General features: G+C 70.2%; 12 protein-coding genes and 3 tRNA genes. 13 read left to right on the top strand and 2 right to left on the bottom strand.

The genetic code is table 11. The features are described 5' to 3' along the window. Window positions 1–88 precede the first annotated feature (88 nt). Complete coding sequence (locus tag BBK14_RS41460; protein WP_275078520.1) at window positions 89–1,969, bottom strand: GH25 family lysozyme; 1,881 nt, start codon at window positions 1,967–1,969, stop codon at window positions 89–91. A 591-nt stretch (window positions 1,970–2,560) separates the two neighbouring features. Here BBK14_RS41460 and BBK14_RS27770 point away from each other — a divergent pair. The 5 genes from BBK14_RS27770 (at window position 2,561) to BBK14_RS27750 (ending at window position 4,359) form a co-directional block, all read left to right on the top strand. Continuing rightward, a tRNA-Thr gene (locus tag BBK14_RS27770) sits at window positions 2,561–2,633 on the top strand. A 95-nt stretch (window positions 2,634–2,728) separates the two neighbouring features. Beyond that, a tRNA-Met gene (locus tag BBK14_RS27765) sits at window positions 2,729–2,805 on the top strand. 94 nt (window positions 2,806–2,899) lie between these two features. Then, window positions 2,900–3,064 carry a 50S ribosomal protein L33 gene (rpmG, locus tag BBK14_RS27760; protein ID WP_006539112.1) on the top strand — a complete coding sequence of 55 codons (165 nt, stop codon included), beginning with the start codon at window positions 2,900–2,902 and terminating at the stop codon, window positions 3,062–3,064. Between the two features lie 329 nt (window positions 3,065–3,393). Then, window positions 3,394–3,849, top strand: a complete 456-nt coding sequence (locus tag BBK14_RS27755) for a MaoC family dehydratase N-terminal domain-containing protein (RefSeq protein ID WP_071066157.1) — start codon at window positions 3,394–3,396, stop codon at window positions 3,847–3,849. Window positions 3,850–3,930: 81 nt separating this feature from the next. Beyond that, on the top strand, window positions 3,931–4,359 hold the full coding sequence (locus BBK14_RS27750) for a MaoC family dehydratase (protein ID WP_020463491.1): 429 nt from the start codon (window positions 3,931–3,933) through the stop codon (window positions 4,357–4,359). Window positions 4,360–4,601: 242 nt separating this feature from the next. Here the strand turns inward: BBK14_RS27750 and BBK14_RS27745 are convergent, their stop codons facing one another. After that, complete coding sequence (locus BBK14_RS27745; RefSeq protein ID WP_071066156.1) at window positions 4,602–5,810, bottom strand: pyridoxal phosphate-dependent aminotransferase; 1,209 nt, start codon at window positions 5,808–5,810, stop codon at window positions 4,602–4,604. Window positions 5,811–6,082: 272 nt separating this feature from the next. Here BBK14_RS27745 and BBK14_RS27740 point away from each other — a divergent pair. From BBK14_RS27740 to rpoB, 8 genes are all read left to right on the top strand, one after another. Continuing rightward, window positions 6,083–6,155, top strand: a tRNA-Trp gene (locus BBK14_RS27740). 32 nt (window positions 6,156–6,187) lie between these two features. Then, window positions 6,188–6,451, top strand: coding sequence for a preprotein translocase subunit SecE (gene secE / locus BBK14_RS27735; protein WP_020463489.1), 264 nt, complete (start codon window positions 6,188–6,190; stop codon window positions 6,449–6,451). Window positions 6,452–6,680: 229 nt separating this feature from the next. Continuing rightward, on the top strand, window positions 6,681–7,505 hold the full coding sequence (gene nusG, locus BBK14_RS27730) for a transcription termination/antitermination protein NusG (protein WP_071066155.1): 825 nt from the start codon (window positions 6,681–6,683) through the stop codon (window positions 7,503–7,505). Window positions 7,506–7,540: 35 nt separating this feature from the next. Next, complete coding sequence (gene rplK / locus BBK14_RS27725; protein ID WP_018505143.1) at window positions 7,541–7,975, top strand: 50S ribosomal protein L11; 435 nt, start codon at window positions 7,541–7,543, stop codon at window positions 7,973–7,975. Window positions 7,976–8,218: 243 nt separating this feature from the next. After that, a complete protein-coding gene (rplA, locus tag BBK14_RS27720; protein ID WP_071066154.1) occupies window positions 8,219–8,932 on the top strand; it encodes a 50S ribosomal protein L1 in 714 nt (237 codons plus the stop codon). A 433-nt stretch (window positions 8,933–9,365) separates the two neighbouring features. Further along, window positions 9,366–9,914: a 50S ribosomal protein L10 gene (gene rplJ, locus BBK14_RS27715; RefSeq protein ID WP_071066153.1), complete on the top strand. Its 549-nt coding sequence runs from the start codon at window positions 9,366–9,368 to the stop codon at window positions 9,912–9,914. Between the two features lie 206 nt (window positions 9,915–10,120). After that, window positions 10,121–10,513, top strand: a complete 393-nt coding sequence (gene rplL / locus BBK14_RS27710) for a 50S ribosomal protein L7/L12 (RefSeq protein WP_071066152.1) — start codon at window positions 10,121–10,123, stop codon at window positions 10,511–10,513. Between the two features lie 1,279 nt (window positions 10,514–11,792). After that, the gene (gene rpoB, locus BBK14_RS27705; protein ID WP_071066151.1) at window positions 11,793–15,218 is read left to right on the top strand and encodes a DNA-directed RNA polymerase subunit beta; all 3,426 of its coding nucleotides are present in this window, start codon (window positions 11,793–11,795) and stop codon (window positions 15,216–15,218) included. The last annotated feature ends 27 nt before the right edge of the window (window positions 15,219–15,245 follow it).

The following is a 15,245-nucleotide window of genomic DNA, read 5'->3' as shown; positions in this document are numbered from 1 at the left end:
CAGATACCCCGCGTAGGCCTTCGTCACTCCTCGCGTTCGTTTCGGGGTCGGGGATGTGCGCCGTCAGGCCGGACAGGGGTGGGTGGCGTCAGGGCGCCGCCGCGGGCAGCAGGGTCACCGCGTTCGTCGCGGCCGTCCAGCGCAGCTTGCCGAACTGGAAGGCACTCTCCCGGCCGCCCGGCACCGAGTACTCGTCCGTGATCGGAAGACCCAGGCTGGACGTCGAGCCGCCCAGTTCGAGGTAGCGGCGCAGGATCAGGCCGTGCACCTCGTGCGCCCCGGTCGTCGGGTGCCAGTAGATCCAGCCGCCCTGGAAGATCGCCTGGTGGGCACCGGGCGCGGCGGCCCACTCGACGTCGCCGAGCGGACGTCCGAGGAAGCTGTTGGTCCCGCCGAGGCCCAGGTACTTCTTCGCGATCTTGCCGTGCAGCACCCGCGGTCCCGTCGCGACGGACCAGTAGATCAGCCCGTTCTTGAAGGGGCGCCAGCGGCCGCCGCCGCCCGCGACGACCTCCGCTTCGGTGGGCGCCCCGAGAGCGAGCTGCAGCAGCCCGGCCGCCGCGTACCGCTTGTCGATCTCGGAGAGGGTGCCGTCGGCGAGCCCGGTCAGCGCGGGGGCGGAGCAGCACACGACGTTCATGTCGACGCTCCCGATGATCCCGGGGACCACGCCAGAGGACGTGTACTGCCACATCGCCCAGCCGGGCCAGCCGCCCGGCAGCCATCCCGGGGTGGACTCGTTGTTGTAGATGGCGAACCAGAACGGGTACCGGGCGAACTCCTTCGTATCGGCCATGCTGTTCGTCCAGAACGACCGGTACGTGTACAGGATGGGCGCCCGGCCGGTCTGGGACTCGATCTCCTCCAGGAAGGCCCGGGTCCAGGCCGCGAGGGCCACCGGATCGAGCCCGCCGGTGGTCTCCAGGTCCAGGACCGGAGCCAGGTGGCCGGCTGTGCGCGTGAGGCCGGTCACAGCCAGGAAGTGCCGGGCCTGGTCGACGGCGGTCGAGATCGGGGCTGCCGGGCGGGCGTAGTGGTAGGCGCCGACGACGAGGCCCGCCTTGCCGGCCGCGTCCCGGTCGCCGACGAAGAACGGATTCGTGTAATTGGTCCCTTCGGTGGCCTTCACGATTGCGAAGGTCATGCCGGCGCCCTTGACCGCGTTCCAGTCGATCGGCGCCGACCCGGGGTGCTGCCACGATGCGATGTCGATGCCCTTGGGCCAGGCGGGGGACGGCTCCGTGGACAGGACGGGCTCGGACGTCCCCGGCCCGGGCGCCGGTGTCATGCCCGCCGCCGGCGGGCTGGCCCCAGGCGGCACGGGAGGGGTGGCCCCGGGCGGCGCAGGTGGAGTCGCCCCGGGTGGCACGGGCGCTGGGTCGGGCGCCGGCTCCGCGGGTGTGGCGGATGCCGGTGTCGGTTCCGCGGGTGCGGATGTCTGCGCCGCGGGTGCGGGTGTCGTGGTCGCCGCCGCCCCGTTCGCTGGTGCCTGGGCCGCCGGCGACGGCGTTGGTGCCGCCGCTGCGGACGGTGTGATTTGTGCCGCGGGCGAGGTCTGCGTCGGCGGGGTGATCTGTGTCTGCGGGGTGATCTGCGCCGACGGAGTTGAGACCCCGGACGCCTGCCGCGTGGGCAGCGCGCCCGCGGCCGGCGCGGAGAGCGCGACGGCGGTGACGGCCACCGTGGCCGCGCTGAGGACCCGCGCGGAGAACCGTCCGGCATTGCGCAGGCGCCAGGCGGCCAGCGCCTCGTCGACCGCGACCCGGCCGACTGCCACCCGGCCGGCAGCGACCCGGTCGACTGCCACCCGGCCGGCAGCGACCCGGTCGACTGCCACCCGGCCGGCAGCCGCGGGCTCGGCCATCACGATCTCGCCGGCCCAGACGACGCCGGGCTGCGCCGCTCCGGCCTGTGTCTCGCCGGCTGCGGGCAGATCGTGAGCGAAGCTGGCGGCTGCCGGAAACGCCACCTTGGCGGACGCGTTCTGTGGTCTCTTCGGTGACGGTGGCCCCGACACGGGCCGATCCGGGAACGCGGCGCGCAGCGTCGCGTAGGACGTTCCAGGTGGCAGTGAGGTCCCGGCCGGGACAGGTACCCCGGCGAGGGGGAGCGGCCGCGGTGAGGCGGCCGGCTGGCTCTCCCACGGCGCACGCGGGACGATGGGCGCCGCGTCCGGGGTCTGTGGATCTCGGGAGTGACGGTACGTGAGCGGCATGAGCAACCCTCGATGCTGGGAGGCGCGGCGGCGGCTGCGGTAGCACCTGTGAGGCGCGCGTCCACGGCCGAGCAACACGCTAGGCACTCATGCGATTACTTACAGCTATCAGCGGGGGGTGCGTGTCGGGCTCGACGTCACCGTTAGTTCGCCGTGTCGGCCTTCTGGCCGTGTTCGCGGGGTCTGGTCACCCGCCTGCCGTCCGGGTCGATCGGCACGTTCCCGCCGGCCGCGCCGGCCGCGCGTGGATGCGGGCGAGCCGGACGGTCGGCGCCGGGCGGAAGTGTGGGGGGGTGCCCGCCACGAAGTCGCCGGAGTCGTGTAACGTGAGTCCCGCGCGAGCACGCCCCTTTAGCTCAGTCGGCAGAGCGTCTCCATGGTAAGGAGAAGGTCTACGGTTCGATTCCGTAAAGGGGCTCAGGCGGTCCGGTATCGGGCAGGATCGTGATCGGCAGTTGGTGGTCTGTCCGCCTATACTGTCAGTCGGATCTTCGCTCGCTGGTGATCCGTCATGGCGGTGTAGCTCAGTCTGGCAGAGCAAGCGGCTCATAATCGCTGTGTCGCCGGTTCAAGTCCGGCCACCGCTACCATCGGGTCGCGGCACACCGTGTCACCCTCCAGGGGTCTGGTGAGTCGCGGCCCCTTGGCCTGTAGAGAATTCGAGACAGGAAGAGGCATCTCGCCGTGGCTGCCACCGACGTTCGTCCGAAGATCACAATGGCGTGTCAGGTGTGCAAGCACCGCAACTACATCACGCGCAAGAACCGGCGGAATGACCCGGACCGTCTCGAGCTGCGCAAGTTCTGCCCGAACTGCCGCACGCACACCGAGCACCGCGAGACGCGCTAGCCCGTCGGCCGACCACGGCTGGCGGGGCGCCGTCGACCGGGCGGGGCGAGCCCCGGCGCAGGCACGGTGACCGCGACACACGACTTACTCCGGGCGGGTCCGCGACACACGGACCCGCCCGGTTTCGTCATGCCGTCACCGCGCCGTCCCGAGTGGCCGCGCCGTCCGAGTGACGACGCGGCTCCGGTGGCCGCGCCGTCCGGGCGGTGCCGCGGTCCGGGTGGCGATGCTGTCCGCGCGGGCGCGGGCCCGATAGGGTCTCGAACCGGTCCGGTAAGCCCGGGTTCCGGCGACATCGGGATCCGGCAACGTCGAGATCGGAGCGTGCGGTGCCGCTGAACCAGGACTTTGTCGGACGTAGTTACACCTCCGACGTTCCGTTCCAGGTGGGACGTGAGCACATCCGCCAGTTCGCGCGCGCCATCGGCGACGGCAACCCGCTCTTCCACGACGTGGAGGCGGCGAAGGCCGCCGGTCACGCCGACCTGCTCGCCCCGCCGACCTTCCTGGTCACGGCGATCCCGGGCGACCTCGGCCTGCCGACCGACGATCCTGCTCTCGGCCTGGACTACTCCCTCGTCGTCCACGGTGACCAGCGGTTCACCCTGCACCGCCCGGTTGTCGCGGGCGACGAGCTCGTGGTGCGCTCGACGCTGGCGTCCATCCGCTCGGTCGGCCGCAACGAGGTGCTGGTGACGGCCTACGAGTTCACGACGACGAGTGGCGAGCTGGTCGCGGAGGGAACGTGCAGCCTGGTCTCCCGCGGCACCGCGCCGCCTCGTTGACCACTTTCTCGCTGACCACCGCGACGTCGCCGCGCCGCCCCGCTGACGCGGCGTCCCGCCGAGGGTTCGATCGGAGCCGGCATGCCCACCACCGTCACCTATGACGCCGTCGACGTCGGTACCGAGATCGGTGACCGGGTCTTCCCGCTGCGGCGAGCCGATCTGGTGCGCTACGCCGGCGCGTCGGGCGATTTCAACCCGATCCACTGGAACGAGCGGGTGGCCGCCGAGGCCGGGCTCCCCGGTGTGCTCGCGCACGGCATGCTGACGATGGCCACGGCGGGCCGTCTCGTCACCGACTGGGTCGGCGACCCGGCGGCCGTCGTCGAGTACGGCGTGAAGTTCTCCTCACCCGTGGTCGTGCCCGACGACGACGAGGGCGCGCAGATCTCTGTGCGGGGCGTTGTGGAGAAAAAGCTCGACGGCGGGAGGGTCGTGGTTAACCTCACAGTCCGACACGAGGGTGCCAAGGTCCTCATGGCGGCGCGGGCGACCGTCCAGCTCGCCTGACCCCGGCGGCGCCCGGCAGCGTCCCGTGGGGCCCGGTCCCACACCCGGATACCGGCGCGGCGCGGCCCGGCCCCACACGCCGACGGGCCCCGCGGCGGTGTGCCGCGGGGCCCGCTGCCGGCCGTCGTAGCTACGACGGCTGGGTGCACGTCAGTCAGCCGGTGTCCGTCAGTCGGTGTCCGTCAGCCGGACATCGCCTCGACCCCGGGGTGCGTGGAGGTGGACGGTGCGCTCAGCCGTCCTCAGACGGCTTCGGACAGCAGGGCGCCGAGCCGGCGGACACCTTCGACCAGGTCGGTGTCCCCGAGGGCGTAGGACAGGCGGGCGAAGCGCGGGGTGCCGAAGGCCTCCCCGGGCACGATCGCGACGCCGGCCTCTTCCAGGATGAACTGGCACAGCTCGGCCGAGGTCGCCGGCGTGCGACCGCGCAGCGTCCGGCCGAGCACGCCCTCCAGCGACGGGTAGGCGTAGAAGGCGCCATCGGGCAGGGGGCACCGCACGCCGGGGATCTGCACGAGCATCTCGTGCATGGTCTTGCGGCGGCGGTCGAAGGCCGTCCGCATCTCGTGGACGGCGTCGAGCGGGCCGGCGACGGCGGCGAGCGCCGCGGCCTGGGCGACGTTCGAGACGTTCGAGGTGGCGTGCGACTGCAGGTTGGTGGCCGCCTTGACGACGTCGAGCGGGCCGATCAGCCAGCCGACCCGCCAGCCGGTCATCGCGTAGGTCTTGGCGACGCCGTTGACGACGACCCAGCGGTCGGCCAGCTCGGGTGCCTCGACGGGCATCGAGGCGAAGCGGGCCTCGCCGTAGACCAGGTGCTCGTAGATCTCGTCGCTGAGCACCCAGATGCCGGCTTCGGCGGCCCAGCGGCCGATCGCGYGGACCTCCTCCGGGGTGTGGACTGCGCCGGTCGGGTTGGAGGGGGAGCAGAACAGCAGGACCTTGGTACGGGGGGTCCGGGCGGCCTCGAGCTGCTCGACGGTGACGCGGTAGCCGGCCTCGGGCCCGGTCACGACGTCGACCGGCACACCGCCGGCGAGGCGGATCGCCTCGGGGTAGGTCGTCCAGTAGGGGGCAGGCAGGAGAACCTCGTCCCCTGGGTCGAGCAGAGTCGCGAACGCCTGGTAGACAGCCTGCTTGCCACCGTTGGTGATGAGGACCTGGCTTGGCTCGACGACCAGGCCGGAGTCGCGCCTGGTCTTCTCCGCGACGGCCTCCCGCAGCTCGGGGAGGCCGGCAGCCGGGGTGTAGCGGTGCATGCGCGGCTCGCGGCACGCCTTCTCCGCGGCGGCGACGATGTGTTCGGGAGTCGGGAAGTCGGGCTCGCCGGCACCGAAGCCGATCACGTCCCGGCCCGCGGCGCGCATCGCCTTGGCGGTCGCGTCGACGGCGAGGGTCGCGGAAGGCGCGATGCCCGCGATGCGGTGGGAGATCCTGCTCATGGCAGCCATGCTGCCACGTGAGTAGGGGATCGGGCTGGCCCGTCCGGCCCCTCCTGGGGCGACCTGCGGACGTCGAAGAGCACCGTGCGGCCGGCATCCGGTCGATGAAGGGGTATGCTCGTTCCGCTCGGCCTGTCAGCCCCCGCCTGCAGCCGGTAGCTCCACCGAACGGCCCTAAATGATCTTTAGAGGATCGCGAAGATCCTTTGAAAATCATCGGGAAGCCTGACGGAGAGCGAAGGCGGCACGGTGGGAACTAGGTGGTGGTCCGGGTACGTCTAAGGGGCGTGGCTCAATTGGTAGAGCACCGGTCTCCAAAACCGGCGGTTGCAGGTTCGAGTCCTGTCGCCCCTGCGTTGGACCGACGAACGAGTGGGTGGAGCTGAGTGGCGACCGATACGCGTGACGCGGCACCGCGGGCCGGTAGGTCCGCGCGGGCCGACCGTCGACGGTCGCCGTTCTCGATTGTCCGCAGGATTCGTCAGTTCGTCCGCGAGGTCATCGCGGAGCTTCGCAAGGTCGTCTACCCGGGCCGGAGCGAGTTGATCACCTACGTGGTCGTCGTGCTTGTCTTCGTCACGGTGATGACGGCCTTCGTGGCTAGCCTCGACTTCGGCCTGACGAAGGCGGTCCTCGCGGTCTTCGGCTGACACCGGAGCCGCCATGGGCAGCGAGCCGGGCCGACCGATCGTCGGTGCGGCGCGGTGCTCGGCCCGGGCACCGGTTCGTGCCGTCGTCCCGGCCCTGTGTGGCCGGGTGCGTCCCGCTGGCACGGGTCGCGGCGGGCGACCCGGTCGGCGGCCGGCCGTTCGGCGGATCAGGTCCGCCGGCGGGAGAACCACCCACTGTCCACCCGTCCACGAGAGAAGGAACGACCGCGTGTCCCAGTCTCCCGAGCACGCCTCCTCCGAGCAGGGAGAGGCCCTCGACCGTCTCGACCCCCTTGCGGCGTTCGAGCGCGACGAGGTCGCGAGCACGGACGCCGCGGCCGCACCTGAGAAGGACGACCTCGAGGACGACCTCGGGCCCGACGGCGGCTCCACCGCCGACACGCCCGCGACGGTGGCGGCCGATGCCGCGCCGGCCGCTGACGCCGTGCCGGCCACCGCGGTCGCGACGCCCGAGCCTCAGGATGATGGCGACGACCTGCTCCGGGCGCTCGAGGACGCTCCCGGCGAGTGGTACGTCGTGCACTCCTACGCGGGCTACGAGAACAAGGTCAAGACCAATCTCGAGACCCGGATCTCCAGCCTCAACATGGAGGACTACATCTTCCAGATCGAGGTCCCGACCGAAGAGGTCCCGGTCGTCAAGAACGGCAAGCGCCAGCTCGTACAGCAGAAGAAGTACCCCGGCTACATCTACGTCCGGATGGATCTGACCGACCAGTCCTGGTCGGCGGTCCGCAACACGCCGGGTGTGACCGGGTTCGTGGGCCTGACGAACCGGCCGTCGCCGCTGCGCCGCGAGGAGGTCGTCTCCATCCTCGCGCCGGCGGCGCCGAAGGAGAAGAAGGTCGAGACGGTCAAGGCCCAGGAGTTCGAGGTCGGGGAGTCCGTCACCGTCATGGACGGCCCGTTCGCCACCCTGCCGGCCACCATCAGCGAGATCAACCTCGACGCGCAGCGCCTGAAGGTACTCGTCTCCATCTTCGGTCGGGAGACACCGGTCGAGCTCCAGTTCAACCAGGTCGCGAAGATCTGATCCGCTCCGTAGAACCCCGGTAGGAAGACGAACAGATGCCTCCCAAGAAGAAGAAGATCACTGCGCTGATCAAGCTCCAGATCAACGCCGGCAAGGCGACCCCGGCGCCGCCGGTCGGTCCCGCCCTGGGCCAGCACGGCGTGAACATCATGGAGTTCTGCAAGCAGTACAACGCGGCCACCGAGTCGCAGACCGGCAACGTCGTGCCGGTCGAGATCACGGTGTACGACGACCGGTCGTTCACCTTCGTCACCAAGACCCCGCCCGCCGCCCGGCTGATCCTCAAGGCCGCCGGTGTGGACAAGGGCAGCGGCACGCCGCACCGGGTCAAGGTCGCGAAGCTGACCCCGGCCCAGGTGCGCGAGATCGCCCAGACGAAGCTGCCGGACCTCAACGCGAACAGCATCGAGGCCGCGGAGAAGATCATCGCCGGTACCGCGCGCTCGATGGGTATCACCGTCGGCGAGTGACCGTGTCCGTATGACCGTGTCCCGCGCGAACGCGTGGGAAGTCCCGCCGGACGTTCCGACGCACGCGGCGGGAGCGGACGGCACAAGGGCGACACAAGGCAGTACACGTGTGACATCGCGGCGGGCTCGTCGCGACGCACGGATGAACGCAGGTATGTGGGAGGGCTCGTCGCTGCCACGGCCCGGGTTGAGCCCGGGTCGGACGGCGCGGAGCGGGACCCGCCAACACCACGAGGAGAACTCATGAAGCGCAGCAAGGCCTACCGCGCCGCGGCAGAGAAGATCGACGCGACCGCTCTCTACAGCCCGCTCGACGCGGCCCGGCTGGCCCGGGAGACGTCGTCCACGAAGTACGACGCCACCGTCGAGGTCGCCATCCGGCTCGGCGTCGACCCGCGCAAGGCCGACCAGATGGTGCGTGGCACGGTCAACCTGCCGCACGGCACCGGTAAGTCCCCGCGGGTCGCGGTGTTCGCCGCCGGCGAGAAGGCCGCCGAGGCCACCGCCGCGGGCGCCGACATCGTCGGCAGCGACGACCTGGTGGCCCGCATCCAGGAGGGCTTCCTCGACTTCGACGCCACGGTCGCGACGCCCGACCAGATGGCCAAGGTCGGCCGGATCGCCCGCATCCTCGGGCCGCGTGGGCTCATGCCGAACCCGAAGACCGGCACCGTCACCCTGGACGTCGCCAAGGTCGTCGGCGACATCAAGGGCGGTAAGATCAACTTCCGGGTCGACAAGCAGGGCAACCTGCACATCGTCATCGGCAAGGTGAGCTTCTCCGAGACCCAGCTCATCGAGAACTACACCGTCGCCCTCGACGAGATCGTCCGGGTCAAGCCGTCGGCGGCCAAGGGTCGGTACCTCAAGAAGGTCACCTTCGCCACGACGATGGGCCCCGGCATCCCCGTGGACCCGAACCGGACCCGGAACCTCCTCGAGGAGATCTCGGCCTGACCGGAACGGCGCCGACCGGAAGACCGGACGAGTTCGACCGGAATCGTACGACCGGGCCGGACCAGTTCGAATCGAACGGCACGACGAGGGCACGCACCGTCCGCGGTGTGTGCCCTTCGTTCGTTCCGCGTTGCTCCTGCTACGATGATGAACAGTTCCACACCGAAGACCGCTGGTCGTACTCCGGCCGTCGGGTCCCGAGTTTTTCGGAGACCCGTCGTCGGAGGCCGAAGGCTCGGTTTCCCCGAGCGGCCCGCGTAGGTGGCGGACGGGAAGTGGCTCACGCATCGCCGCTGTGCCGGCTCCGAACTCACCCAGGTGGGTACGGTCGGCGGGCGAAGATCGTCGCCCTTGACGCCCCGTGCCTCCTGCGCCGGGGCGTTCGTCGTTTCCGGGTCCTTCGGTATGGCCGGCCGACCATTGAAGGAGCCCGATGGCGAACTCGGAGAAGACCGCCGCGGTGGCGGAGATCGCCGAGGAGTTCCGTGGTTCGACCGCCGCGGTGCTGACCGAGTATCGCGGCCTGACGGTGAGTCAGCTCACCGAGCTGCGCCGCGCCCTCGGCGAGACCACCCGCTACGCGGTGGTCAAGAACACCCTTACCAAGATCGCCGCGGCACAGGCCGGCGTGTCCGGCATCGACGACCTGCTCGTCGGTCCGACGGCCGTCGCGTTTGTCGGCGGCGACCCGGTCGAGGCGGCCAAGGGCCTGCGGGACTTCTCCCGCGCCAACCCGGCTCTGGTCGTCAAGGGCGGGGTCGTCGAAGGCAAGGCGATGAATGCGGAGGAGATCCGCAAGCTCGCCGACCTGGAGTCCCGCGAGGTCCTGCTCGCCAAGATGGCCGGAGCCATGAACGGCTCGCTGGCCAAGGCGGTCGGCCTCTTCGCCGCCCCGCTGTCGCAGGTGGCTCGGCTCGCCGAGGCCCTGCGCGCGCAGCGGGAGGAGACGGCCGGCGCCGAGCCGGTCTCCGTGGACGCCTGACGAGCGACGCCTGACGGGACCCCCGTCCCGCGAGGCGGTGTCCCGGTGTGGCCACAGCTGGCCCGCACCGAGCCGCCCACGCGGGTGGTGTCCCGGCGGGGCCGCGTCCCACGGGGCGCGACGACCGACCACCCACCTGACGACACCCCCCGGCACGGCCGGGCGCCGGATCATCTGATCGGCATTACCAGGAAGGAACCGCCACCATGGCGAAGCTTTCGACCGACGATCTCCTCGAAGCGTTCAAGGAGATGACGCTCCTGGAGCTCTCGGAGTTCGTGAAGCAGTTCGAGGACACGTTCGGCGTGACCGCGGCCGCCCCGGTCGCCATCGCGGCCGGCCCGGTGGCCGGTGGCGCGGGCGGCGAGGCCGCCGCCGTCGAGGAGCAGGACGAGTTCGACGTGATCCTCGAGTCCGTCGGCGACAAGAAGATCCAGGTCATCAAGGAGGTCCGCGCGCTCACCAGCCTGGGCCTCAAGGAGGCCAAGGACCTCGTGGACGGCGCCCCCAAGCCCGTCCTGGAGAAGGTCGCCAAGGAGGCCGCGGACAAGGCCAAGGCGGCCCTCGAGGGCGCCGGCGCCACCGTCACCGTCAAGTAGTTCGGTACCGGTGCCGCCTGCCGGCACCGGTCCGCCGTGGCCCCGGCGCCAGCGCGCTGTCGTCGCGGCGGACATCCCGCTCCCCGGCCGGCCTCCCGCCGGTCGGGGAGTGGGTGACCTTGAGCCCCGTCCCGGTACGTCCGGGGCGGGGCTTCGGTGTGTCCGGCACTGTGCGGCCGGGTGCGGCGCGGCGGCGTGGGTCCGGTGGCACAGTGGCGTCACGGTGGCACGGCGGTCCGGTGGGGCGGCGCGGCGGCGCGGCGGCGCGGCGGGTGGTGATCCGACTGGCGGGCGGGGCCGGTGGTGGTAAGACTTCGGTGTCGTCGTCGGGCCGTGGGGCGGGCCCGCGGGACGGCCTGAGAGGTCGTGATCGGCCGTTCGGGCGGCCGGTCGGTGGGCGCGATCAGGGCGACGTCTTCGTCCGTCTCATGCACGAATGGCCTTCTCACGGGGCATCTTCCCGTGGGGCGGGCCGGCGGAGGCGCTCGGCCGCCGACGGCCGGCGGCGGTCCGGCTCACCTGGAGCGACGTGTCAACGGCGAGATCGGGCCGAGACGATGTTGCCCTTGAGGCCTTGACTAGCTCCGGGGCTACGGAGTTCCATCATTTCGCGAACCTTCGTAGGGAAGCGGCGCGCGACGTGATCAGGTCTCGTCCTTGCCAGCAGTGAAGCCGTCGGCTACACTGCTAGTTTGCGCTGTCTTTCTCGTTGCATCGGGCTCGTCGGTAACACGTTCGACATCGGGATCCGGCCCCTTGGGGTGATCGGGTTCGCGCCGCGGGGCGGTCCGCGGTCCTTCGGTCCATTGACCGGGCACCTGCCGCCTCAGCGGGTTCGGGGTGACGCGAGAGCGGCGTGGCCGTGTCTCGCTTGCGGGCACGGCGGCCCGGCTGTCCGAACCGAGACCCGAACGAGACTTCTCGCCCTTGCACCGACACGTCGATCCGAGATCGCCGCGCCGGCGCCGCGTGGCCTTGCCACACGCGTGCCGACCAGACCCGCGGCCGCTCCGTCATGCCCCGAGTCAGTGGACTCCCGGCATCACGCGGGCGCTCGGCCCCACCGTTCCGCCCGCGCCGGCGTCCGCACGGGCGGTCGCCGCCCGGCTGGTTGCCGCATCCGCGACGCAGTCTCCATCTCGGGATCCTCGCATTGCCGGGGTACCCCCCGCCGACGTTCCGCACAACCGTAGCGAGACACTGATCACCTGACCACCCCCTTACGGATCCTTGACATCCGCGACGCCAGCCCCACGATCAGGCCACCGGAAGGACCACCTTGGCCGCCTCGCGTTCCGCCTCCCGCATCTCGTTCGCAAAGATCATCGAGCCCCTCGAGGTCCCGGATCTTCTCGCCCTGCAGACGCAGTCATTCGATTGGCTGATCGGCAACGACATCTGGGCGGAGCGGGTCCAGGAGGCCATCGACGCCGACAGGAACGATGTCCCGATCACCTCAGGGCTCGAGGAGGTCTTCGAGGAGATCTCCCCGATCGAGGACTTCTCCGGCTCGATGTCCCTGTCCTTCCGGGATCACAGGTTTGAGCCTCCCAAGTACTCCGTCGAGGAGTGCAAGGACAAGGACATGACCTACTCGGCGCCGCTGTTCGTCACCGCCGAGTTCACCAACAACACCACCGGTGAGATCAAGAGCCAGACGGTGTTCATGGGCGACTTCCCGCTCATGACCCCGAAGGGCACGTTCGTCATCAACGGCACCGAGCGCGTGGTGGTCAGCCAGCTCGTCCGGTCCCCGGGTGTGTACTTCGAGAAGGCGATCGACAAGGCGTCCGACAAGGATCTGTTCTCCTGCAAGGTCATCCCCTCGCGGGGGGCCTGGCTCGAGTTCGAGATCGACAAGCGGGACACCGTCGGCGTCCGCATCGACCGCAAGCGCCGCCAGTCGGTCACCGTCCTGCTCAAGGCCCTGGGCTGGGATGAGGCCCGCATCCTGGAGCGCTTCGGCGACTTCCCGTCGATGCGGGTCACCCTGGAGAAGGACCACACCTCCAGCCAGGACGACGCCCTGCTCGACATCTACCGCAAGCTGCGCCCGGGCGAGCCGCCGACGCGGGAGTCGGCGCAGACCCTGCTGGAGAACCTCTTCTTCAACCCGAAGCGCTACGACCTGGCCAAGGTCGGCCGCTACAAGGTGAACAAGAAGCTGACCCTCGAGGTCGCGCACGACGTCGGCGTCCTCACCGAGGACGACGTCGTCCGCACGATCGAGTACATCGTCAAGCTGCACGCGGGCCAGGACCCGGACAACTACGAGGTCGACGACATCGACCACTTCGGCAACCGGCGCCTGCGCACGGTCGGCGAGCTCATCCAGAACCAGGTCCGCCTCGGCCTGGCCCGGATGGAGCGCGTCGTCCGCGAGCGCATGACGACCCAGGACGTCGAGGCGATCACGCCGCAGACCCTGATCAACATCCGGCCGGTCGTCGCCTCCATCAAGGAGTTCTTCGGCACCAGCCAGCTCTCCCAGTTCATGGACCAGACGAACCCGCTGGCCGGCCTGACCCACAAGCGCCGCCTGTCGGCGCTGGGCCCCGGCGGTCTGTCCCGGGAGCGGGCCGGCTTCGAGGTCCGCGACGTGCACCCCAGCCACTACGGCCGGATGTGCCCGATCGAGACGCCGGAAGGCCCGAACATCGGCCTGATCGGCTCGCTGTCGACGTTCGCGCGGGTCAACCCGTTCGGCTTCGTCGAGACCCCGTACCGCAAGGTGGAGAACGGCCGGGTCACCGGCCAGATCGACTACCTGACCGCGGACGAGGAGGACCGCCACGTCAAGGCGCAGGCGAACACCCCGCTGAACCCGGACGGCACGTTCGCCGAGGACCGCGTCCTGGTCCGCCGCAAGGGCGGTGAGGTCGAGTTCATCCCGCCGGACGAGGTCGACTACATGGACGTCTCGCCGCGGCAGATGGTGTCCGTCGCGACGGCGATGATCCCCTTCCTCGAGCACGACGACGCCAACCGTGCCCTGATGGGCTCGAACATGCAGCGCCAGTCGGTTCCGCTGCTGCGTTCCGAGGCTCCGCTGGTCGGCACCGGCATGGAGGCCCGCGCGGCCAAGGACGCCGGCGACGTGGTCGTCTGCGGCCAGTCCGGCGTGGTCGAGGACCTGTCGGCCGACTACATCACCGTCATGCACGACGACGGGACGCGGCGCACCTACCGCCTGGCGAAGTTCCGCCGGTCGAACCAGGGCACCTGCATCAACCAGAAGCCGATCGTCTTCGAGGGCGACCGCGTCGAGGCCGGCCAGGTCATCGCCGACGGCCCGTGCACCGACAACGGCGAGATGGCGCTGGGCAAGAACCTCCTGGTGGCCTTCATGCCGTGGGAGGGGCACAACTACGAGGACGCGATCATCCTCTCCCAGCGCCTGGTGCAGGACGACGTCCTCTCCTCGATCCACATCGAGGAGCACGAGGTCGACGCCCGGGACACCAAGCTGGGCCCGGAGGAGATCACCCGGGACATCCCGAACGTCGCCGAGGAGGTCCTCGCCGACCTCGACGAGCGCGGCATCATCCGGATCGGTGCCGAGGTGTCGCCCGGTGACGTGCTGGTCGGCAAGGTCACCCCGAAGGGCGAGACCGAGCTGACCCCGGAGGAGCGCCTGCTGCGCGCGATCTTCGGTGAGAAGGCCCGGGAGGTCCGCGACACCTCGCTGAAGGTGCCGCACGGCGAGTCCGGCAAGGTCATCGGTGTCCGCGTGTTCTCCCGCGARGACGGCGACGAGCTGCCCCCGGGCGTGAACGAGCTGGTCCGCGTCTACGTGGCCCAGAAGCGCAAGATCACTGACGGTGACAAGCTCGCCGGCCGGCACGGCAACAAGGGCGTCATCGCCAAGATCCTGCCGGTGGAGGACATGCCCTTCCTCCCCGACGGCACCGCCGTCGACGTCGTGCTGAACCCGCACGGTGTGCCGCGTCGTATGAACATCGGCCAGATCCTGGAGACGCACCTCGGCTGGGTCGCCAAGACCGGCTGGCAGGTCGACTCCGGCACGGAGGGCTGGAAGGAGCGCCTGCGCGGCATCGGCGCCGACGCGGCCCCGCCCGGTACCAACGTGGCGACGCCGGTGTTCGACGGTGCCCGCGAGGAGGAGATCACCGGCCTGCTCGACGCCACCCTGCCCAACCGGGACGGTCAGCAGATGATCGGTTCCTCCGGCAAGGCCGAGCTGTACGACGGCCGCACCGGAGAGCCGTACCCGTACCCCGTGGCGGTCGGCTACATCTACATCCTCAAGCTCCTGCACCTGGTCGACGACAAGATCCACGCCCGGTCGACCGGGCCCTACTCGATGATCACGCAGCAGCCGCTCGGTGGTAAGGCGCAGTTCGGTGGCCAGCGGTTCGGTGAGATGGAGGTGTGGGCGCTCGAGGCGTACGGCGCCGCCTACGCCCTGCAGGAGCTCCTCACGATCAAGTCGGACGACGTCGTCGGCCGAGTGAAGGTCTACGAGGCGATCGTCAAGGGCGAGAACATCCCGGAACCCGGTATCCCGGAGTCGTTCAAGGTCCTCATCAAGGAGATGCAGTCGCTGTGCCTCAACGTCGAGGTGCTGTCCAGCGACGGGGTCTCCATCGAGATGCGGGACACCGACGAGGACGTCTTCCGCGCGGCGGAGGAGCTCGGTATCGACCTGTCACGGCGTGAGCCGAGCAGCGTCGAAGAGGTCTGACGTGACGGGGGGTCCGCCTGGCGGATG

Source organism: Parafrankia soli, assembly GCF_001854695.1.
In the GTDB taxonomy this organism is placed as follows: Bacteria; Actinomycetota; Actinomycetes; order Frankiales; family Frankiaceae; genus Parafrankia; species Parafrankia soli.
Note: the sequence above shows the minus strand (reverse complement) of the source record. Positions and strands in the feature narration are given on the sequence as shown.